This window comes from Anaerotaenia torta (assembly GCF_050433395.1).
In the GTDB taxonomy this organism is placed as follows: Bacteria; Bacillota; Clostridia; order Lachnospirales; family Lachnospiraceae; genus Mobilitalea; species Mobilitalea torta.
Genome location: NZ_JBNPXH010000019.1, coordinates 21,810 through 41,828 on the forward strand (window position 1 = coordinate 21,810; position 20,019 = coordinate 41,828).

The 20,019-nt window shown below is 49.6% G+C and carries 20 protein-coding genes; all 20 read left to right on the forward strand.

Annotated features, from left to right (window positions below; translation table 11 throughout):
- Nucleotide 1 precedes the first annotated feature (1 nt).
- A complete protein-coding gene (locus HNQ56_RS23070; protein WP_429150784.1) occupies nt 2-439 on the forward strand; it encodes a hypothetical protein in 438 nt (145 codons plus the stop codon).
- Nucleotides 440-548: 109 nt separating this feature from the next.
- Nucleotides 549-998, forward strand: a complete 450-nt coding sequence (locus HNQ56_RS23075; RefSeq protein WP_429150786.1) for an NUDIX hydrolase — start codon at nt 549-551, stop codon at nt 996-998.
- A 23-nt stretch (nt 999-1,021) separates the two neighbouring features.
- The gene (locus HNQ56_RS23080) at nt 1,022-2,050 is read left to right on the forward strand and encodes a M42 family metallopeptidase (protein WP_429150847.1); all 1,029 of its coding nucleotides are present in this window, start codon (nt 1,022-1,024) and stop codon (nt 2,048-2,050) included.
- A 187-nt stretch (nt 2,051-2,237) separates the two neighbouring features.
- A complete protein-coding gene (locus HNQ56_RS23085; protein ID WP_429150849.1) occupies nt 2,238-3,041 on the forward strand; it encodes a class II aldolase/adducin family protein in 804 nt (267 codons plus the stop codon).
- 228 nt (nt 3,042-3,269) lie between these two features.
- The gene (gene rhaB / locus HNQ56_RS23090; RefSeq protein WP_429150788.1) at nt 3,270-4,709 is read left to right on the forward strand and encodes a rhamnulokinase; all 1,440 of its coding nucleotides are present in this window, start codon (nt 3,270-3,272) and stop codon (nt 4,707-4,709) included.
- A gap of 191 nt (nt 4,710-4,900) precedes the next feature.
- On the forward strand, nt 4,901-6,328 hold the full coding sequence (locus HNQ56_RS23095) for an aldehyde dehydrogenase family protein (protein ID WP_429150790.1): 1,428 nt from the start codon (nt 4,901-4,903) through the stop codon (nt 6,326-6,328).
- A gap of 25 nt (nt 6,329-6,353) precedes the next feature.
- Nucleotides 6,354-7,559: a zinc-dependent alcohol dehydrogenase gene (locus HNQ56_RS23100; protein WP_429150792.1), complete on the forward strand. Its 1,206-nt coding sequence runs from the start codon at nt 6,354-6,356 to the stop codon at nt 7,557-7,559.
- 58 nt (nt 7,560-7,617) lie between these two features.
- The gene (locus tag HNQ56_RS23105; protein ID WP_429150793.1) at nt 7,618-7,932 is read left to right on the forward strand and encodes a BMC domain-containing protein; all 315 of its coding nucleotides are present in this window, start codon (nt 7,618-7,620) and stop codon (nt 7,930-7,932) included.
- A 35-nt stretch (nt 7,933-7,967) separates the two neighbouring features.
- Nucleotides 7,968-8,243 (forward strand): propanediol utilization microcompartment protein PduA, encoded by a 276-nt coding sequence (gene pduA / locus HNQ56_RS23110; RefSeq protein WP_429150795.1) that lies wholly within the window; start codon nt 7,968-7,970, stop codon nt 8,241-8,243.
- Nucleotides 8,244-8,388: 145 nt separating this feature from the next.
- Nucleotides 8,389-8,676 carry a BMC domain-containing protein gene (locus tag HNQ56_RS23115; RefSeq protein WP_429150796.1) on the forward strand — a complete coding sequence of 96 codons (288 nt, stop codon included), beginning with the start codon at nt 8,389-8,391 and terminating at the stop codon, nt 8,674-8,676.
- Nucleotides 8,677-8,903: 227 nt separating this feature from the next.
- Nucleotides 8,904-9,182, forward strand: coding sequence for a BMC domain-containing protein (locus tag HNQ56_RS23120; RefSeq protein WP_429150850.1), 279 nt, complete (start codon nt 8,904-8,906; stop codon nt 9,180-9,182).
- 162 nt (nt 9,183-9,344) lie between these two features.
- A complete protein-coding gene (locus HNQ56_RS23125; protein WP_429150797.1) occupies nt 9,345-10,022 on the forward strand; it encodes a phosphate propanoyltransferase in 678 nt (225 codons plus the stop codon).
- A 187-nt stretch (nt 10,023-10,209) separates the two neighbouring features.
- Entirely contained in the window at nt 10,210-10,488 is a 279-nt protein-coding gene (locus tag HNQ56_RS23130; protein WP_429150798.1) for a EutN/CcmL family microcompartment protein, read from the forward strand.
- A 6-nt stretch (nt 10,489-10,494) separates the two neighbouring features.
- Nucleotides 10,495-11,829: a 4Fe-4S dicluster domain-containing protein gene (locus HNQ56_RS23135; RefSeq protein WP_429150799.1), complete on the forward strand. Its 1,335-nt coding sequence runs from the start codon at nt 10,495-10,497 to the stop codon at nt 11,827-11,829.
- A 6-nt stretch (nt 11,830-11,835) separates the two neighbouring features.
- Nucleotides 11,836-12,384: a BMC domain-containing protein gene (locus HNQ56_RS23140; protein WP_429150800.1), complete on the forward strand. Its 549-nt coding sequence runs from the start codon at nt 11,836-11,838 to the stop codon at nt 12,382-12,384.
- A gap of 232 nt (nt 12,385-12,616) precedes the next feature.
- Complete coding sequence (locus HNQ56_RS23145; protein WP_429150801.1) at nt 12,617-13,405, forward strand: DeoR/GlpR family DNA-binding transcription regulator; 789 nt, start codon at nt 12,617-12,619, stop codon at nt 13,403-13,405.
- Nucleotides 13,406-13,437: 32 nt separating this feature from the next.
- The gene (locus tag HNQ56_RS23150; protein WP_429150802.1) at nt 13,438-15,960 is read left to right on the forward strand and encodes a glycyl radical protein; all 2,523 of its coding nucleotides are present in this window, start codon (nt 13,438-13,440) and stop codon (nt 15,958-15,960) included.
- A 20-nt stretch (nt 15,961-15,980) separates the two neighbouring features.
- Entirely contained in the window at nt 15,981-16,841 is an 861-nt protein-coding gene (locus HNQ56_RS23155) for a glycyl-radical enzyme activating protein (protein ID WP_429150804.1), read from the forward strand.
- Between the two features lie 90 nt (nt 16,842-16,931).
- Entirely contained in the window at nt 16,932-17,303 is a 372-nt protein-coding gene (locus HNQ56_RS23160; RefSeq protein ID WP_429150805.1) for a BMC domain-containing protein, read from the forward strand.
- Nucleotides 17,304-17,623: 320 nt separating this feature from the next.
- Entirely contained in the window at nt 17,624-19,822 is a 2,199-nt protein-coding gene (locus tag HNQ56_RS23165; protein WP_429150807.1) for a methyl-accepting chemotaxis protein, read from the forward strand.
- Nucleotides 19,823-20,019 lie beyond the last annotated feature (197 nt).

A 20,019-nucleotide genomic window follows, 5' to 3' on the forward strand; every position in this document is an offset into this window, starting at 1 on the left:
AATGAAGCAGTATAAAATTGGTGGGCATATTCTTTTTACAGTAATCGGGTTTCTCATCTTTAGTGCGGGATTGATCCTGGTAAAGCTGTTGCCGGAAGCGGATGGCATACTTAAGACGCTGCCATATATTTGTGTCGGTGTGGGAGCGGGCATTTTTGGAGGCAATCTGGGAGCGGCTATCAGCAACAGAGCACTAAGCAAAAATCCGGAAGCCGCAAAGCAGGCAGAAATTGATCAGAAAGACGAGCGCAATCAGGCCATCCGCGATAAAGCAAAAGCAAGGGTTTATGAAATGATGATATTCGTGTATGCCGCAATATTACTTGCCTTTGCACTGATGCAGGTTAATATGTATGTTATCCTTACACTTACTGCGGTCTACCTGTTTTTTATCTTTGCTAATGTCTATTATCTGGCAAAATATAATAAAGAGATGTAAAATACGGATCAGCCCGCGGCATGTGGTTCTCTCTGCCACGGGCTGATCTCTAATCGTTCTCTTGCGCTCCCTTGAAAGTTGTGCTAAATTCAAAAGAGGAGGCGATAAGATGCTGGAAGTTAGATTCTATGAAGAAGTGGAAGACGAGCTGCTGAAATTTGCGGTAATCGCAGCCAGAATGAACGGACAGTGGGTGTTTTGCAAGCACAAGGAGCGAGATACCTACGAGCTTCCGGGGGGACACCGGGAACCGGGAGAGAATATTCTGGATACAGCACACAGGGAATTGAAGGAAGAGACCGGAGCCCGGGAGTATGAGATCACTCCGGTATCGGTTTACAGTGTGGTCAGGACAACAGAGGAGGGAATATCCCAGGAAACCTTCGGACTCCTCTGCTTTGCCCGGATTCATAGCCTGGGTTCCCTGCCGGACTATGAGATGGAGCGTGTGGAGCTGATGGCGGAGATGCCGGAGGCGTGCACCTATCCGTTGATACAGCCTAAGCTGTTGGAGAAGGTAAGAAGCTTTCTGGCGGAAAGGGAATCCGGCAAAATATGAGGAAAAGGAGAAAAGGATTAATAATGAATACCATGGATTATATCATTCAAACGCTGGAGAGACTGGTCAATATCCCCAGCCCCTCGGGTTACACCCGGGAAGTAATGGAATTTGTAGAAAAGGAGGCACGGGGTTTTGGCTATTCCTGTGAATACAACCGGAGGGGAGGTCTGCTGATCTCGGTTCCGGGAAAGCAGGCTAAGACCCTGGGACTGTCCGCTCATGTGGATACTCTGGGAGCCATGGTCCGCTCCATCGATTCAGAAGGAATACTTCGTTTTACCTTAGTGGGGTCCTATACCATGCATAGTGTGGAAGGATCTTACTGTAAGATCCATACCAGGGACGGAAGAACCTATACCGGTACGATTTTAGCTAAAAGCTCTTCCGTACATAGCTATGACGATGCCAGAACCCAGGAGCGCACGGACCGGAATATGGTGGTTCGCATCGATGAACCCGTAAAGTCCAAGGAGGAGGTTCTTGCTCTGGGAATTAACAGCGGGGATTATATCAGCTTTGACGCCCAGTTCCGGTATACGGAGAGCGGTTTTATCAAATCCAGGCATCTGGACGACAAGGCATCCGTAGCCGTGCTGCTGGGCCTGCTCCAGGAGCTGAGCCGGGAGGGCACGGTGCCGGAGAATTCCCTGAAGCTGCTGATCAGCAACTATGAAGAGGTGGGTTATGGTGCCAGTTGTCTCCCCGGTGAGATCAGTGAATTCCTCGCGGTGGATATGGGAGCCGTAGGCGATGATCTGAACGGGAGCGAATACTGCGTCTCCATCTGTGCGAAGGATTCTGCCGGTCCTTATGACTATGAGCTGACCAGCCGTCTGATTTCCCTGGCTAAAGAGCATGAGGTTGACTATGTGGTGGATATCTTCCCTCATTATGCTTCCGATGTCTCCTGTGCCCTGCGTTCCTCCAATGATATCAGGGGCGCGCTGATTGGACAGGGGGTCAATGCCTCCCATGGAATGGAGCGCACCCACCGGTCGGGATTGCAGAATACCCTGAAGCTGCTGGAGGCGTATATTGGAATTTTATAAAGGTACGCCGGGGTATATGAAGCAGGCTTAATCAAAAATTTCCAAAAACAAAACCTAAACAAATAAATACAAACAAAAACAACAAAAAAGTTGTATTTTAATATTGACTTACCCGTGATTTAATGTTACAATTCAGGTAAATAATACAAATACAAACAAAAACAACATTAACGGGAGGCTATATATGATTAAATCGGAATATGAAATCAAAAAAGAAATTTGTGAAATTGGAAAGAGAATTTATAACAGAGGGATGGTTGCGTCCAATGACGGGAATATCTCTGTTAAGATCGGCGAGAATGAGTTCCTTTGCACACCTACCGGCGTCAGCAAGGGATTTATGACACCGGAATACATCTGCAAGGTTGATCGTGACGGCAGGGTAATCCAGGCAAATCCGGGATTCAAGCCTTCTTCCGAGATTAAGATGCATATGAGAGTATATAAGGAGAGGCCTGATGTAGTATCGGTGGTACACGCTCATCCCATGTATGCTACCGGCTTTGCTATTGCAGGCATACCCCTGACCCAGCCCATTATGCCGGAGGCGGTTATCACCCTTGGCTGTGTCCCCATTGCGGAGTACGGCACCCCCTCCACCGATGAGATCCCGGATGCGGTATCCAAGTACCTTCCCTATTATGATGCGGTGCTGTTGGAGAATCATGGTGCCTTAACTTACGGCGACTCTCTTCTCAATGCATATCATAAGATGGAGTCCGTTGAGTTCTATGCACAGCTTCTATACATTGCCAAGCAGCTGGGCGGACCTAAGGAATTATCCGAGGAGCAGGTTCAGAGATTGTATGAGATCCGCAGACAGTTCGGTATGACCGGCAAGCATCCGGCCAATATCTGCAAGGAAGTGAACCATGGAGCCAACAGCTGTCATGGCTGCAGCGGCAAGGCGAAGGAAGCCGGCACGGAGAACACCGACGAGCTGGTGTCTCAGATTGCAAGCAAGGTGATCGAACAGCTTGGATTAAAATAGTCCCCTTTTCAGCAGGTGCGGACAAGCTATAACATGAGAAGTTTGAAAGAAAACCACTTTCAAACTCTTTATTGAGGCAGTATCACAAGCAAAGCTTGTGATATGCACGGGCGTAAAAATGAGAGAAGGGCAGGTCTGTCTTAGGAAGGCGGCTTACCCTTCTATCTTCGTTTTAAGCAAGAAGCGGCAGTTTATAGTTTATTAAAATAAGAATCAATGAGGTGCAGCATGAACAGATATTATCTGGCAGTAGATATCGGTGCCTCCAGCGGCCGTCACATCCTGGGATGGATGGAGGACGGAAAGCTGAAGACGGAAGAGGTGTACCGTTTTAATAATGGATTGACCCGGAGAAACGGGCATTTATGCTGGGATTTTGACCAATTGTTCCGGGAGATTGTAGCCGGTATGAAGTATTGCAGGGAAATTGGCAAGCATCCCGTCAGCATTGGAATTGATACCTGGGGCGTGGATTTTGTACTATTGGATCAGGAGGATCGGCTTCTGGGGGATTATGTTGGTTACCGGGATCATAGAACGGAAGGAATGGACGAGAAGGTCTATCAGATCATTCCCGAGAAGGAGCTGTACGGCAGGAGCGGAATTCAGAAAGCGATTTTTAACAGCATCTATCAGCTGTATGCCATCAAGGAAGAGAACCCGGAGCATCTGGAGAAGGCAAAGAGCTACCTCATGGTTCCGGAGTATTTTAATTTTCTTTTGACCGGAGTGAAGATGGCGGAGTATACCATAGCAACAACCTCCCAATTGATCGATGCCAGAACCGGGAATTGGGATTATGAGCTGATGGATCTTCTGGGCTTTCCGGGAGATATCTTTCAGCCTATTCATATGCCGGGAACAGAGGTCGGTAGTCTGAGGCCGGAATTGGCGGAGGAAATCGGATATGATCTTAATGTTCTCCTGGTAGGCAGCCACGACACGGCATCTGCGGTAGTGTCTGTTCCGGCGGAGGGAGAGGATGTGCTCTACATCAGCTCCGGCACCTGGTCCCTTATGGGAGTGGAGCGTACGGAACCGGATCTCAGCAGCCAGAGCCAGGAACATAATTTTACCAACGAAGGCGGATATGATCACCGTTTCCGCTATCTGAAGAATATCATGGGCCTGTGGATGATACAATCTGTCCGCAATGAGCTGAAGGAAGGGCAGCCCGGCAGTAAGTATGACCGGGGAGAATATTCCTTCGCGCGGCTCTGTACCATGGCGGAAGCAAACAGCGATTTTAAGAGCCGTGTGGATGTGAATGATGCATCCTTCCTGGCACCGGATAACATGATAGAAGCCATCCGAAGCTATCTGACCGCAACGGGGCAGCGTCTGCCGGAGGATGTGGGGCAGTTGTCTGCCTGTGTCTATCAGAGCCTGGCGGATTGCTATGCCGAAACGGTGAAGGAGCTGGAAAGGATCACAGGAAAAGTCTACCCCGCAATTCATATTGTGGGCGGCGGCTCTAATGCGGATTATCTGAACCGCCTGACGGCAGAGAAGACGGGCAAGACCGTATATGCCGGTCCCGGAGAAGCTACGGCAATCGGCAATATAGCCGTGCAGATGCTTAGCCAGGGGGTATTTGAAAATCTGTCCAAAGCCCGTGCCTGTATCTACGAGTCCTTTGATATCAAGGAATATAAGAAAAGCATATAAATGGGGAACATTCCAAAATACAGAGTGGTAAAGAAAACAACGCAATCCAAATAAAAACAACAGATATATACCGGATTTATATTGACTCCACAGGGATGAAGTGATACAATACAGATAAAAGATATAAATCCAAATAAAAACAACATTGCATATTGCCGAGAAGATCAGCAATAAGCGAAGGGGGTAACAACTTGACAGAAAAGGATGCGCTGCTTGAACAGGTCGTCAGGCAGGTATTAACCCGTTTACAGGAAACTTCGGAGCATACATTACATAATAATGCGGAGTCTAAGGCTGCGTCACCGGCGGCAGGAGCCTTAGGCATCTTCGAGGATATGAATGATGCCATTGAAGCGGCGATCAAAGCACAGAAGGTAATGCAAAGACTGTCCATGGATGCCAGGGAAAAGATTATCAGCAATATCCGCAGGAAGACCAGAGAGCACGCTGCGGTCATGGCGAAGATGGCGGTGGAAGAGACCGGAATGGGCAATGTGGGTGACAAGATTTTAAAGCACCAGCTTCTGGCTGAGAAAACACCCGGCACGGAGGACATTACGACCGTGGCCTGGTCGGGAGACCGGGGACTGACCCTGGTGGAGATGGGCCCCTTTGGTGTGATCGGAGCCATCACTCCCTGCACCAACCCCAGCGAGACCGTACTCTGCAACAGCATAGGAATGATTGCGGGCGGCAACACAGTAGTCTTCAATCCCCACCCTGCGGCAGTTAAGGTATCTAATTATGCGGTAACTCTGATAAATGAAGCTTCTATTGAAGCGGGAGGCCCGGAGAATATTGCGGTATCGGTGGTTAAGCCCACCATGACTACCAGCGATATTATGCTGAAGCATAAGAGCATTCCTCTGATTGCGGCAACCGGCGGACCGGGCGTGGTGACCACAGTGCTTTCCTCCGGCAAGAGAGGAATCGGAGCCGGTGCGGGTAATCCGCCGGTACTGGTGGATGAGACGGCGGATATCAGGAAAGCGGCGGCGGATATCGTGAACGGAGCCACCTTTGACAATAATCTTCCCTGCATCGCGGAGAAGGAAATTGTGGCTGTAAGTGAGATTGTAGATGAATTAATCCACTATTTAAGAGAAAACGGCTGCTGCATGATCAACAAGGAGGAACAGGACCGGCTGACGGAAACCGTACTAAAGGACCATAAGCTGAACCGGAAATGTGTCGGCAAGGATGCCCGGACCCTGCTTTCCATGATTGGGATTGATGCTCCCGAAGGAACCCGCTGCATTATTTTTGAAGGCGAGAAGGAGCATCCATTGATTGCGGAGGAACTGATGATGCCGATACTGGGAATTGTCAGAGCCAGGGATATTGATGACGCAATTGAAAAAGCGGTATGGCTGGAGCATGGCAACCGTCATTCCGCCCATATGCATTCCAAGAATGTGGATCATCTCACCCGTTTTGGCAAGGCAATTGACACGGCTATCTTTGTAAAGAATGCTCCCTCCTATGCGGCTCTTGGCTTCGGCGGGGAAGGCTTCTGCACCTTTACCATAGCGAGCCGTACCGGAGAAGGCTTAACCTCCGCCCGTACCTTTACCAAGCAGAGACGCTGCGTTATGTCCGACAGCTTGTGTATCCGATAATTGAGATGAAGAAGGAGTAATTGCAATGGATATCAGTTCAGAGAAGATTGAAGATATAGTAAAACAAGTGCTTCGGGAGTTGAAGCAGGTTCCCGCAGGCGCACAGGCCTCTTCCAAAAGCCATGGGGTTCCTGCAACCAGCAGAGTGGCAATGCTTACCGGGCTGGAGAAGATCGAGCTGAAGGAATACCCCATCCCGGAGCTGGGAGACGACGATATTCTGGTCAAGGTGGAAGGCTGCGGCATCTGCGGCACCGATGCCCATGAGTACAAGAGAGATCCCTTTGGATTAATCCCGGTAGTGCTGGGACACGAGGGAACCGGCGAGATCGTTAAAATGGGAAAGAATGTGACCAGGGACAGTGCCGGAAAGCCTCTCCAGATAGGGGATAAGGTAGTGACCTGTATGATTTTCAAGGATAATCCCGACATTACCATGTTCGATCTGAATAAGCAGAATGTGGGCGGTGCCGATGTATATGGCCTGTTACCGGATGACGACACCCATTTGAACGGCTGGTTTGCAGATTACATTGTAATTCGGGGCGGATCCACGGTGTTCAATGTCAGCGATCTGGATCTGGATTCCAGAATTCTGATTGAGCCCTGTGCCGTGCTGATCCATGCGGTGGAACGGGCGAAGACTACGGGAATTCTGCGTTTTAACAGCAGAGTTGTAGTTCAGGGCTGCGGCCCCATCGGTTTAATCTGCATCGCGGTACTTCGCACCATGGGAATTGAGCATATTGTTGCGGTGGACGGCGAACAGAAGAGATTGGATTTTGCCAGGGAGATGGGCGCGACAGGAACAGCGAACTTCAAGGAACACAAGGGAATTGAAGCACTGACGGATGCGGTAAGCCAGGCCTTCGGCGGACATCTGGCAGACTTCGCTTTCCAGTGCACCGGTTCACCTGCGGGACATTCCAATATCTATAAGTTTATCCGCAACGGCGGCGGACTGTGCGAGCTTGGTTTCTTCATAAACGGCGGAGATGCAACCATCAACCCGCATTTTGATATCTGCGCCAAGGAGATTACAACCGTGGGCTCCTGGGTATATACCTTAAGGGATTATGCCACCACCTTTGATTTCTTAAAGAGAGCCAAAGGTATCGGGCTACCGATGAATAAGTTAATCACCCACAAATATCCTCTGGACAAAATCAATGATGGATATATTACGAACCTTAAGATGGAAGGCTTAAAGATTGCCGTTGTTAATGAATAAGTTTTAAGGCTTCGAATGTGACGGTTTGCAGTATTTTGTCAGAATGGAGGAGTAAGGGATGGATCATGCGGTTGGTATGATTGAGGTATACGGTCTGGTTGCGGCTTTTGTAGCGGGCGATGCGGGATGTAAGGCAGCGGATGTTGCAATGGAGCCTTTTGACCGCAACAAGCCGGCTAACGCGGATGCCCTTCCGGTTCCGCTCATTGTTACCATTAAGTTCCGCGGTACGGTGGATAATGTAAGAGCGGCGGTGGAGGCGGCAGAAGCTGCGGCAAATCAGATTTCCGGGGTAATTACAAAGCATGTGATTGCCAAGCCGGAGCAGGATGTTCAAAAGCTGCTGAAAATCAGCGGTCTTGATAAAAACTAACATAAAAACAAGAATTGATTAGGAGGATAAAAATTATGGCACAGGAAGCATTAGGAATGGTAGAGACCAGAGGTCTGACCGCAGCGGTTGAGGCTGCTGATGCAATGGTAAAGGCAGCAGAGGTTGTATTGGTAGGAACCGAGAAGATCGGCTCCGGTCTGGTGACTGTAATGGTCAGAGGCGACGTAGGCGCGGTTAAGGCAGCCGCCGAGGTAGGTGCAGCCGCAGCTTCCAGGCTGGGCGAGCTGGTAGCGGTTCATGTTATTCCCAGGCCCCACGCAGATGTCGAGAAGATCTTACCCAGAATTTAATTTCATAGCTGCTATGCAGCTATGAAATTATGAGCAAGTAGCGAAGCGGATTGCGAATATCCGAACTGCTACACGGCTATAAGTTATGAGCAAACAGCGAAGCGGATTGCGAATATCCGACTAACCGGAAAGGCATGATTATCGGATGAAATCTTTAGGATTTATCGAAGTTCAAAGTGTCACCGCCGCCATTGAAGCCCTGGACACCATGTGCAAGACGGCTGAGGTGGAATTCGTTACCTGGGAGCGGAAGCTGGGGGGCCGGCTGGTTACGGTCATTATCCAGGGGGACGTGGCTGCGGTAACGGAAGCAGTGGAGGCAGCGGCAGCAAGCTCCCTCAAGCCCTGTGTTCATGCGGTTATCCCCAATCCCCATGAGGAAACCGTGAAAATGGTTCAGCTCAGTGCGAGCCGGCTGAAGGTAGGAGGCTGATTATGGCTGACAGTAGGAAGCAGGTTGATCTAAACGAGCTAATGAAAAATAAAAGCATAGATTCACCTAAGAAGGCACCAAAGAAAGAGACAGCAGAGCTGACAGCAAGAGGAACGGCCCGAAGAAGCAGGAAGGACGCCCCGTCCGGCGCAGCGGCTGTGTCCGGGGAGAACTCCCAGACCACAGAAATAAATATTGAAAAAGGAATCATCAAGGAGGAAAAGAGAATGGCTCAGGAAGCATTAGGAATGGTGGAAACAAGAGGACTGGTAGCAGCAATTGAAGCAGCGGATGCCATGTTAAAGGCAGCTAATGTAGTATTGGTAGGAACAGAGAAGATCGGTTCCGGTCTCGTCAGTGTTATGGTACGCGGCGATGTAGGCGCGGTTAAGGCAGCGGTAGAATCCGGCGCCAGCAGCGCCTCCAAGCTGGGTGAATTAGTAGCTACCCACGTAATTCCCAGGCCCCACAGCGATGTTGAAAAGATCCTTCCCGCATTAAAATAAGAGGGGTACGACAACAGGAAATGAAGGGAGCAATCCCGACGGATAAGTTTTGGAATAGACCCATGTAAAAAGGAGAGAACCTTGAAATAGGTACGGACAGTGCCTGTTTCAAGCCTCTTTCTTCTTTCATCAAAACACAAGCTATATTTTTTGTTAATAGAAATGAAAAAGGTGCAGGTGAATATCTTGGATGAGTTGACAATGGAAAGAATTACAAAATTGGTGATTGAGGCGGTAAAGCAGACAGAGGGGAACGCCCTCCAAAATGCCGGCTTTCTTGTGCCCGTGGGCGTATCTGCCAGGCATATCCATCTGACACAGGAGGATGTGGAAACTCTTTTTGGAAAGGGCTATGAGCTGACCAGGAAGAAGGAATTAATGGGCGGACAGTTTGCCGCCAATGAGACGGTTACCATTGTAGGCTTGAAACTCAGAGCCATGGAGAACGTAAGAATTCTCGGGCCGGTCAGAAGCAGCTCCCAGGTGGAAATCTCTTCTACCGACGCCATCAAGCTGGGCATGAAAGCGCCCATTAGAGAGTCCGGTGACATCAAGGGCTCCGCACCCATTGCCGTAGTAGGGCCCAAGGGTGTGGTTTATCTCAAGGAAGGCTGCATCATTGCGAAGCGGCATATTCATATGTCTCCCGCAGATGCGAAGGCGGCCGGAGTACAGGACAGACAGATCGTGTCCGTGAAGGCGGACAATGAACGCGGAACGGTATTTAATCATGTATTAATCCGGGTAGATAAAAGCTTTACCCTGGAAATGCATCTTGATACGGATGAAGCGAATGCAGCGAATATTATTACAGGAGATACTGTAACTATCATAAAATAATATTACAGTTCAGTCGGTGGTGCCACAGCACCCTTTTACGCAGACCGTCTGAGCGTATCTTGTGAAGCGGAGCGTCCTGAACGCGCGAAGGTAAGGCAAGAAAAAGGGTGCTGTGGCACCACCGACTGAACTGTAATAAAATAAATCCCATAGGCATAAACCCTAGGAAGAGTGAGCAGGTGAGCGCATGATTGTAGGCAAGGTTGTAGGAACTGTTGTAGCAACAAGAAAAAATGAAAATCTGGTGGGCTGTAAGTTTTTAATAGTAGAACCCTTCCCTTCCATGGGAGCCTCCCAGGAGCCCGGCAAAAGCAGGTTTGTAGCAGTTGACCATGTGGGCGCGGGAGTGGGGGAGGTTGTCATCGTGGCCAAAGGAAGTGCCGCCAGAATTGGCACCAACCGGGTTGATTCACCCATTGATGCAGCCATTGTCGGAATTGTTGATAATGTAACGGAACTGGAGTAAGAAGTCATGGATAGTATAGAACTGACGGGGATAGTGAAAGACAGCGCGGTAGTTGGTGCAGGCGGGGCTGGCTTTCCGACATATGCCAAGATGGATAAGAAGGCGGAGACCATTATCCTGAACTGTGCGGAATGCGAGCCCTTATTAAAGGTTCACAGACAGCTGCTGCAAAAATATGCTTATGAGATTATGGAGACACTGTCCGTAATCGCCGAAGCGCTGAAAGTGAAGCAGACGATAATTGCTATCAAGAGAAATTATACAAGGACAGAGGAAGCCGTGAGAGCGAACCTTTCCTCCTTTCCCGGGCTGGAATGCCGGCTGTTGCCGGAAGTGTATCCCATGGGCGACGAGGTGGTGCTGATTTATGAGCTCCTCGGCAAGGTGGTGCCTCCGGGAAGCATTCCGCTGGAATTGGGCGTGGTAGTCTTCAATGTGGAGACCGTATGGAATATACATCAGGCAATCCGGCATAAAACACCGGTTACTGCCAAATACCTGACCATTACCGGTGCAGTGAAACGGCCCGTTACAGTTAAGGTTCCGGTGGGAATATCGGTGGATGAGGCGGTGCAGCTGGCAGGCGGCCCAGCCATTGCGGAACCCGCCTATCTCATGGGCGGCCCCATGACAGGAACCATCGTGGGAGCCTACACCCCTGTGACCAAGACCACCAATGCCATCGTTGTACTTCCGGCAGATCACCAGATCATACAGAAGAGGCTCAGCAATTCCTCCATTGATATGAAGCGTGCCATGGCGTCCTGCTGCCAGTGTGAGATGTGTTCCGACCTCTGCCCCAGATATCTGCTGGGCCAGCCCATCACCCCCCATTTGTTCATGCGGGCGGCAACCAGCTGCAGCACGGTGGATGTGGGTCCCTATCTGGATACCATGTTCTGCTGCTCCTGCGGTGTTTGTGAGCTTTTTGCCTGTCCCCAGGGCCTGGCTCCCAGAACACTGATTACGGAATATAAGAACGGCCTGCGAAGCAAGGGAATTGCCATACCGAAGGGAATACCGCTAAAGGGCGTGAATACCGCCCGGCCCCACAGGCTGGTGCCCATGGGACGGCTGGTGGCAAGACTTGGCCTGTCTGAATATAATCACGATGCCCCCCTGGAGGAAGGGAAGGCGGAGCCGAAGCGGGTGAAGGTGATGTTAAACCAGCACATCGGAGCTCCAGCGATTCCCGTGGTACATAAGAATGACCGGGTGGAGCAGGGAGCGGTGATTGCCGCCGCGGCGGAGGGCAAGCTGTCCCTTCCGGTGCATGCCCCGATATCCGGTGAGATATTAGAGGTCAAAGATCAATTTATCATTATTTCGAGAGGACGTTAGTGCATTATGGGTAAAGCAATCGGAATGGTAGAATATAAAACAGTATCCTCGGGTATCTTTGCGGCTGATTTAATCTGCAAGACGGCGGAGGTGGAGTTGATCGAGGCGCAGACCGTGTGCCCGGGCAAATACATCGTATTATTCACCGGGGAGCTCAGCGCCGTAAGCGCCTGTATTGATGCGTCGAAGCATACTTTCCCGGAGCAGCTCATTGACCGCTTCATGCTGGGCAATCCTCACGAAGGGATATTTCCGGCAATCTATGGGACTTCCCGGATTGATAAAATCCGCGCCCTTGGAATTTTGGAAACATTTTCGGCAGCCTCCATCATTGTTGCCGCCGACGAAGCGGCGAAGACCTCTGAAGTGGAGCTGATCGAGCTCCGTATCGCCAGAGGAATGTGCGGTAAATCCTATATGCTTCTTACCGGGGAGATTGCCGCGGTGGAAGCTGCGATTGCAAAAGCAAAAGCGGCAGTCGGAGAGAATGCAATGTTCCTTGACTCTTCCGTCATTGCCAACCCGGACAGCAAGCTGTGCCGGAGCATCATGTAAAGCATAGAATAGCTGCTCTGTATAAAAAATGCCATGGTACGAACACTTAACACACTGTAATTAATGTAAAATCCCTCATAGATGGTATATGGGAAATATTCCGTAGGAGATATGCGGGTAATAAGTATCCAGCAGGAAACATGCGGGTAATAAATATCCCGTAAGAGCATATGGGTATTAAATATCCCGCAAGAACATGCGGATATTACTATAAAAGAAGGTAGGTGGAAGGATGCTTGCGATTGAGAGAAGAAATCAGATTCTAGCTATGCTCCAGAAGGAGAGCAGGGTGGTGGTGGGAGATTTGGCCCGGATATTCCAGGTAACAGAGGAGACCATCCGCCGGGATCTGGAGAAGCTTGAGAAAGAGGGCTATGCAAAAAAAGCCTACGGAGGAGCAATCATTAATGAAAGCTTTAATGTGGACCTCCCCTACACGGTGAGAAAAAAAGCCAATGTCCAAAGCAAACAGGATATTGCCGAGCTGGTGGAAACTCTGATCCAGGACGGCGACCATATTATGATGGATTCCAGCTCTACGGCGGTTTATATCGCAAAGCACCTGAAGCATAAGAAAAATCTGACGGTGATCACCAATTCGGTCGAGATACTTCTGGAGCTGTCCGATGTGGTGGGATGGAAGGTTCTCTCCACCGGCGGAATGGTGAAGGAAGGCTCCCTTTCCCTGGTTGGCTATCAGGCGGAGAAGATGATCCGCTCCTTCCATGTGGATAAGACCATCATTTCCTGCAAGGGAATTGAGATCGATAAAGGAATGACGGATTCCAACGAGATGGAGGCTCAGGTCAAGAAGCTGATGATGGACTCTGCCAATGTGAAAATCCTGGCGGTGGACAGCTCTAAATTTGACCGGATCTCCTTTACCAGAATTGAGGATCTGTCGGAGCTGGATGTGATCGCGACGGATATTGAGCCGGATCAGAAATGGAAGCAGGCGCTCAGCACGATGAACATTGAATGCTGCTACAAGAAGAGCAGGGAACAGGCAGAAAAAGAATAGGAATCAATTGATGCAGGAGGAGAAGGCCGGTCATGGAGAAGTATAATGATATGGAAATTGTGAAGAGTCCCAGAATTGACAGATTAATAGAGGCATTGTATGCAAAGATGCCGGAGGTGGAAGCGGACCGTGCGATATTGATTACCGAGAGCTATAAAAGCACGGAGAGCGAACCGGTTATTATCCGCCGTGCTAAGGCCTTTGAGCATATTTTGAAAAATATTCCGATTACGATCCGCGAGGATGAGCTGATTGTCGGAAGCGCTACCAAAGCGCCCAGAGGCTGCCAGACCTTCCCCGAATTTTCCTTTGCATGGCTGGAAGCGGAATTTGATACTCTTGCAACCCGAAGCGCCGATCCGTTTTATATATCGGAGGAGACAAAGGCGGCTCTGAAGGAAGTGCACCGGTATTGGGAGGGCAAGACCACCAGCGAGCTGGCTACCTTCTATATGACGCCGGAGACAAAGCTGGCCATGGAGCATAATGTGTTCACACCCGGAAATTATTTCTATAACGGGGTGGGGCATGTTTGTGTTTCTTATGACAAGGTTCTGGCTGTCGGCTACGAGGGAATCCAAAAGGAAGCCGAAGAGGCCATGGCCCGTCTGAAGGGATCGGACATGGACTATGCAAAGCGCAGCTCCTTCCTGGAGGCGGTGATTATCAGCTGCCGTGCGGTAATGGATTACGCCCTGCGGTATGCGAAGCTCGCCCGGATAGAGGCAGCCGTCTGCAAGGATGCGGTCCGCAGACAGGAGCTGGAGAAGATCGCCCAGAATTGTACCAGAGTGCCGGCCAAGGGAGCAAGGAATTTCTATGAGGCCTGCCAGTCCTTCTGGTTTATACAGATGCTGCTTCAGATAGAGAGCAGCGGCCATTCCATTTCTCCGGGACGTTTTGACCAATACATGTATCCCTATTACAAGAAGGACAGGGACAGCGGCGTTCTGACCAGGGAATTTGCCCAGGAGCTGATGGACTGTATCTGGGTAAAGTTAAATGATCTGAATAAGGTTCGGGATGCAGTGTCTGCAGAGGGCTTCGCGGGCTACAGCCTGTTTCAGAATCTCATTGCCGGAGGACAGGATGTCCAGGGCATCGATGCAACCAATGATCTTTCCATGATGTGTCTGGAGGCCTCCATGCATGTGAGACTTCCTCAGCCCTCCCTGTCAGTCAGGATCTGGAATAAGACACCTCATGAGTTTTTTATAAAAGCTGCAAAGCTGACCCGGCTTGGCCTGGGTATGCCCGCCTATTACAATGACGAGGTGATTATCCCCTCTCTTATGAACCGGGGGCTGTCCCTTGCGGATGCCAGGGATTACTGTATTATCGGCTGTGTGGAGCCCCAGAAGGCGGGGAAGACCGACGGCTGGCATGACGCGGCATTTTTCAATATGTGCAGGCCCCTGGAGCTGGTCTTTAGCGACGGTATGGATCAGGGAGTACGCCTTGGCGTATCTACCGGGGATGTGGAGAAGATGAGCTCTTATGAGGAATTCTTTGCCGCCTATCAGAAACAGATGGATTACATGATCGAGCTTCTGGTCAATGCGGATAATTCCATTGATGCCGCTCACGCCCAGCGCTGTCCGCTGCCCTATCTCTCCTGTATGATAGAGGATTGCATCGGACGGGGCACCAGTGTTCAAGAGGGCGGCGCGGTCTATAACTTTACCGGACCCCAGGGCTTTGGCATCGCCAATATGGCTGATTCCCTCTATGTAATCAAGAAGCTGGTATTTGAAGAGAAGAAGATTTCCATGAAGGAATTGAAAAAAGCTCTTGAGATGAACTTCGGCAAGGGCATTGATCCGGCGGTTGCGGAGGATGTAACGAAGGTTATCGTAAAAGAGCTGAGCAAGACGGGACACAAGGTTACGGAAGCAGATGTTGCCCGGATTTATACCCAGGCATTGCTGGGCGGTATGAGTGAGAAGGAACGGCAGCGCTATGAAGAGATTCTGGAGCTGATCAATGAGCAACCAAAGTTTGGAAATGATGTTGCCGAGGTGGATGAGCTGGCAAGAGAGGCGGCCTACACTTATACGAAGCCCATGGAAACCTATCGGAATCCCAGGGGCGGACAGTACCAGGCCGGGTTATATCCCGTATCTGCCAATGTGCCCCTGGGAGCCCAGACCGGAGCGACCCCTGACGGAAGACTGGCGCGCAAACCCATTGCGGACGGTGTATCTCCGGCATCGGGAAGAGATAAGCTGGGACCGACAGCGGCATGTAACTCCGTATCGAAGCTGGATCATGGGATTGCCTCCAATGGTACGCTGTTTAACATGAAGTTCCATCCTTCCGCGTTGAGCGGGGTCAAGGGACTGGAGAATTTTGTTGCCCTGCTGCGGACTTATTTTGACCAGAAGGGAAGCCACATGCAATTTAATGTAGTCAGCCGCGACACGCTGCTGGATGCTCAGAAAAATCCTCAGAATTATAAGAACCTGGTGGTTCGCGTGGCGGGCTACAGCGCCATATTCACCTCGCTGTCCAGGTCCTTGCAGGATGATATTATTGAAAGAACGGAGCAGCATTAAGAGGCAGGGAGAGGAAAACGATGAAGGAAAACAATGGTAAGCTGCAAACTGCTTATCCTGTACCTGATGAAATAACAGGAAGAATATTTGACATACAGAGGTACTCCATCCATGACGGACCGGGAATACGGACTATCATTTTCCTGAAGGGCTGCAGGCTGAGGTGCCGGTGGTGCTGCAACCCGGAGTCACAGGAATATGAGATACAGACGATGCAGCTCCAGGATACGCCGGGCAGATCCAAGGTGGTTGGAAGGGATGTGACCGTCGGGGAGATCCTGGGAGAGATCCGCAAGGATTACTCCTACTACCGCAGATCGGGAGGAGGAGTAACCCTGTCCGGGGGAGAGGCGTTATGCCAGCCTGAATTTGCCATGGCATTGCTTCGTGCCTGCCAGGAAGAAGGCATCAGCACCGCGATAGAAAGCTCCGGCTATGCGAACTGGGATGTCCTTAAGGAATATCTTCCGTATCTGGATTATTTCCTGCTGGACATCAAGCATATGGACAGCCGGAAGCATGAGGAATTCACCGGCAGGCCCAACGGCTTAATTCTTGAAAATGCAAGGAAAATAGCGGAATCAGGTGCCAATCTGACCATCCGGATACCGGTGGTGCCCGGATTTAATCATACGAAACAGGAGATTAAGGCGATTGCAGAGTATGCCGCCTCCCTTCCGGGAGGATGGCTTCCCATGGAGAGTAAGTCTGGGGCCAGAGAGCTGCATCTGCTGCCTTATCACCGTCTGGGGCAGGATAAATACCAGGGGCTGGGAAGGGAATATACTATGGCCCACATTGAACCTCCCGCTAATGAATACATGGAGGAGCTGCTGCAGGTTGTCCTGGAAACCGGTTTGAAGGGTCAGATCGGAGGCTAGTGCAGAAAGTCAGAAAACCATCGGTGAGAGGCCTGACGGGACCGCCGCCTGTATATAAACTATGAGTCCGTATATCTGGAGGGAATATCCATGGAAGAAAGAATGTCCAAAGAAGAAAAACTGAGAATTATACAGGAGATCGTTCCGGGAAAACAGATCACTCTGGCTCATGTCATAGCCAATCCTGACAACAGCTTGTATGGAAAGGTAGGGATGGAGCGGAGGGAAGCCGGAGGACGCTCGGCAATCGGAATTGTAACCATGAGTCCCGGAGAGACAGCAATTATTGCAGGGGACATTGCGTTGAAGACCTCCGGGGTATCCCTGGGGGATGTGGACCGGGTGAGCGGAACCCTCCTGGTGAACGGAAGCGTGGCCGATGTGGAGGCTTCCCTGACGGCTATCGTTGAATATGCGGAGCAAAAACTGGGATTTACAGTATGTCAGATCACGAAAACCTGATTTTCGTACGGCATGGACATCAAAGGAAAGATTTGAGAATGGCACAGAAGAATGCCCCGAGGACACTTCTGTGCCATTTTAAAATACATTCCAGGGTAAAAGTGTGAAAAGGTGCTGCCCGTATTTATTTCGGTTTTTATCAAATTATTGTACCGGAAACGAGAATTGTGATACAGGAATTCAGATTATATGAATTTAGCCTCAGAAAGTTCCTTAACTTGTATTATTATCTAGTAAATTGTGGATTAAAATGATATAATAACCATATAGAAACTGCAGCTTAGGTTTATAAAAACAATATAAGAACTCTGGAGGAAAATATGAAAAGGACGGATGATAACCACTTTAGCAAATTGCTAACGAAAGGAGCGGATTTAGTAAAGGGGAAGAAGAAAAAGGCGGAGGAGACAAAGATAAGGATAGAGAAGGACAAGAAGGAGCTGATGGAACATGCAGCCAAGCTTAATTTTTTCTCTACGATTCGTTTTAAACTGGTAGGTTCCTTCCTGGTGCCCATTGCATTTATTATCATTCTGGGAATTGTATCCTTTTCCAAGGCGTCTCAGGGAATGCAGAACAGCTATGAGAAGGCAACGGCGGATGCTATTAACATGACCGGCAAGTTCCTGCGCTTTGGTTTTGCGTCGGTGGAGGCAACCTCGATACAGTATGTCAACGATAGCGTGATTACGAAATATTTTATGAATCTGAGCGATATCGTGGAGGCGAATACTACCCGGAGAACCATAACCAGTTCTCTTACCGCCAAGCAGATAACAGATGAGTTTATCCAGAATGTGTACATGCTGTCAGATGTGGTAACTCCCATTACCAGCGCAGGGAGTTACTATAAGGAAGGGATTCTTGCCAGTATTAAGGAAACCGAGGCAGGAGAATTTCTAAAGAATAACCGGAACAAGCTTTTGTGGGACGGACAGGACGCTGAGCTGGATGCACTGCTGAATTCCAAGTCCGATGACTATTCCATGCGTCTGGTTCGTAATTTTGTAGGTGTGGATGCGGTACTGATTATCGAAATTAAAGCCAAGGCAGTTATGGATATTATGGCGGGCCTGGAATTTGATAAGAGCGGATACCTGGGCTTCGTTACGCCGGATGGCAGGGAGCTCATTGATGTTTCCCTGAAGAAGCAGGATCCCGGAATAGATTTGGAGGCGCTGTTGTCAGAGCCGGTATTCTACAATGAGTCCTTTTATCAGGATGCCCGGAAGGGAGAAGCGGTTCAGGGCTCGAAATACGTGGAATACAGAGGGGCGGAGTACTTATTCCTCTATACCAAGATCGGTGATACCGGAGCCATGCTCTGCGCCCTGATGCCCAAGGCTGTCATTACAAGCCAGGCAGACAGCATTAAGGATCTTACGGTTATCATTGTTATTGTCGCGCTGGTGCTGGCTACGCTGATCGTTGTGTGGCTGACCGCCGGAATAGACCTGACGATCAAGAGAATCATTGATAAGCTTAAACTTGCGGCGAAGGGGGATCTTACGGTTCAATTCAATTCTAAGCGCAAGGATGAGTTTAACATTCTGATTGACGAGATTCAACTGACCTTTGCGAATATGAAGGATCTGATACAGCAGGTGAAGGAGCTGAGCGGCGAGGTGTCGGAGTCCTCGGCCAATGTATCCAGAACATCGGAGGCATTCCTGAAGTCCTCGGAGGATATTGCTTCCGCAATGAACGAGATTGAACAGGGAATTAACCAGCAAGCAAGGGATGCGGAAGAATGTCTGGTTCAGATGGACAGCTTGTCCCAGAAGATTGAAGTGGTGGGTGAGAATACTAAGGAAATCGGCCAGATTGCCGATATCACCAGAAAGAGTGTTGAGGCTGGTACCGTTGTTTCTAAGGAGCTGAACGATCAGACGAAATCCACCACCCTGATTACCACCGGGATTATTAAGGATGTTGAGCGGCTGGCAGAGAAATCCTCCACCATTCATAAGATCATCAATGTGATCAGTGACATTGCGAATCAGACCAATCTGCTATCCTTGAATGCTTCCATCGAAGCGGCCAGGGCAGGGGAGCATGGTATGGGCTTTGCCGTGGTTGCCAGTGAGATCAGAACCCTTGCGGAACAGTCCAAGAATTCTGTGAATGATATTAAGAAGATCATCGGCAGCATCCAGGAGGATACCAAATCCGTAGCGGAGACGGCTCGTAAGTCGGAACGGGTATTGCAGCTCCAGGAGAATGCGGTTAAGAATACCACAGCTTCCTATCAGAATATCAGTGAAAGTGTGGAAAGCCTGGTTGTATTTCTTAAGCATATCACGGATAATGTTGCCAATATTGAGGAGGCCAGAGTCAGCACTCTGGCAGCGATTGAAAATATATCGGCGGTACTGGAGGAGATTGCAGCATCCTCGAATAATGTAAACCAGACCTCTGCCGATCAGTTAGGTTCTGTGGAATCACTGAGCAAATCGGCAGCGAAGCTGAAGGATAATGCAGATAACCTGGTAGATGAGGTTCAGAAATTCAAAGTATGATGATTTGATAATATAGTATAATGGATAATAAATGAGGCGCTTTTCGATGATAATTGAAAGGCGCTTTATTTATTATAGAACCATTATTTTTTGAATATTTTATAAAAAAGCTTGACATTACTGTGTATATGAGTTTATAGTGTGTATATATAAGATATACACCATAACATTATAGAAAATGCAAGGAAACAGGATGG

Coding starts and splice junctions, on each gene's coding strand:
- HNQ56_RS23130 (WP_429150798.1), top strand. CDS start 10,210: ATGATTGTAGGCAAGGTTGTAGGAACTGTTGTAGCAACAAGAAAAAAT.
- HNQ56_RS23105 (WP_429150793.1), top strand. CDS start 7,618: ATGGATCATGCGGTTGGTATGATTGAGGTATACGGTCTGGTTGCGGCT.
- HNQ56_RS23150 (WP_429150802.1), top strand. CDS start 13,438: ATGGAGAAGTATAATGATATGGAAATTGTGAAGAGTCCCAGAATTGAC.
- HNQ56_RS23165 (WP_429150807.1), top strand. CDS start 17,624: ATGAAAAGGACGGATGATAACCACTTTAGCAAATTGCTAACGAAAGGA.
- rhaB (WP_429150788.1), top strand. CDS start 3,270: ATGAACAGATATTATCTGGCAGTAGATATCGGTGCCTCCAGCGGCCGT.
- HNQ56_RS23125 (WP_429150797.1), top strand. CDS start 9,345: ATGAAAAAGGTGCAGGTGAATATCTTGGATGAGTTGACAATGGAAAGA.
- HNQ56_RS23135 (WP_429150799.1), top strand. CDS start 10,495: ATGGATAGTATAGAACTGACGGGGATAGTGAAAGACAGCGCGGTAGTT.
- HNQ56_RS23140 (WP_429150800.1), top strand. CDS start 11,836: ATGGGTAAAGCAATCGGAATGGTAGAATATAAAACAGTATCCTCGGGT.
- HNQ56_RS23070 (WP_429150784.1), top strand. CDS start 2: ATGAAGCAGTATAAAATTGGTGGGCATATTCTTTTTACAGTAATCGGG.
- HNQ56_RS23075 (WP_429150786.1), top strand. CDS start 549: ATGCTGGAAGTTAGATTCTATGAAGAAGTGGAAGACGAGCTGCTGAAA.
- HNQ56_RS23100 (WP_429150792.1), top strand. CDS start 6,354: ATGGATATCAGTTCAGAGAAGATTGAAGATATAGTAAAACAAGTGCTT.
- pduA (WP_429150795.1), top strand. CDS start 7,968: ATGGCACAGGAAGCATTAGGAATGGTAGAGACCAGAGGTCTGACCGCA.
- HNQ56_RS23120 (WP_429150850.1), top strand. CDS start 8,904: ATGGCTCAGGAAGCATTAGGAATGGTGGAAACAAGAGGACTGGTAGCA.
- HNQ56_RS23160 (WP_429150805.1), top strand. CDS start 16,932: ATGGAAGAAAGAATGTCCAAAGAAGAAAAACTGAGAATTATACAGGAG.
- HNQ56_RS23115 (WP_429150796.1), top strand. CDS start 8,389: ATGAAATCTTTAGGATTTATCGAAGTTCAAAGTGTCACCGCCGCCATT.
- HNQ56_RS23155 (WP_429150804.1), top strand. CDS start 15,981: ATGAAGGAAAACAATGGTAAGCTGCAAACTGCTTATCCTGTACCTGAT.
- HNQ56_RS23145 (WP_429150801.1), top strand. CDS start 12,617: ATGCTTGCGATTGAGAGAAGAAATCAGATTCTAGCTATGCTCCAGAAG.
- HNQ56_RS23080 (WP_429150847.1), top strand. CDS start 1,022: ATGAATACCATGGATTATATCATTCAAACGCTGGAGAGACTGGTCAAT.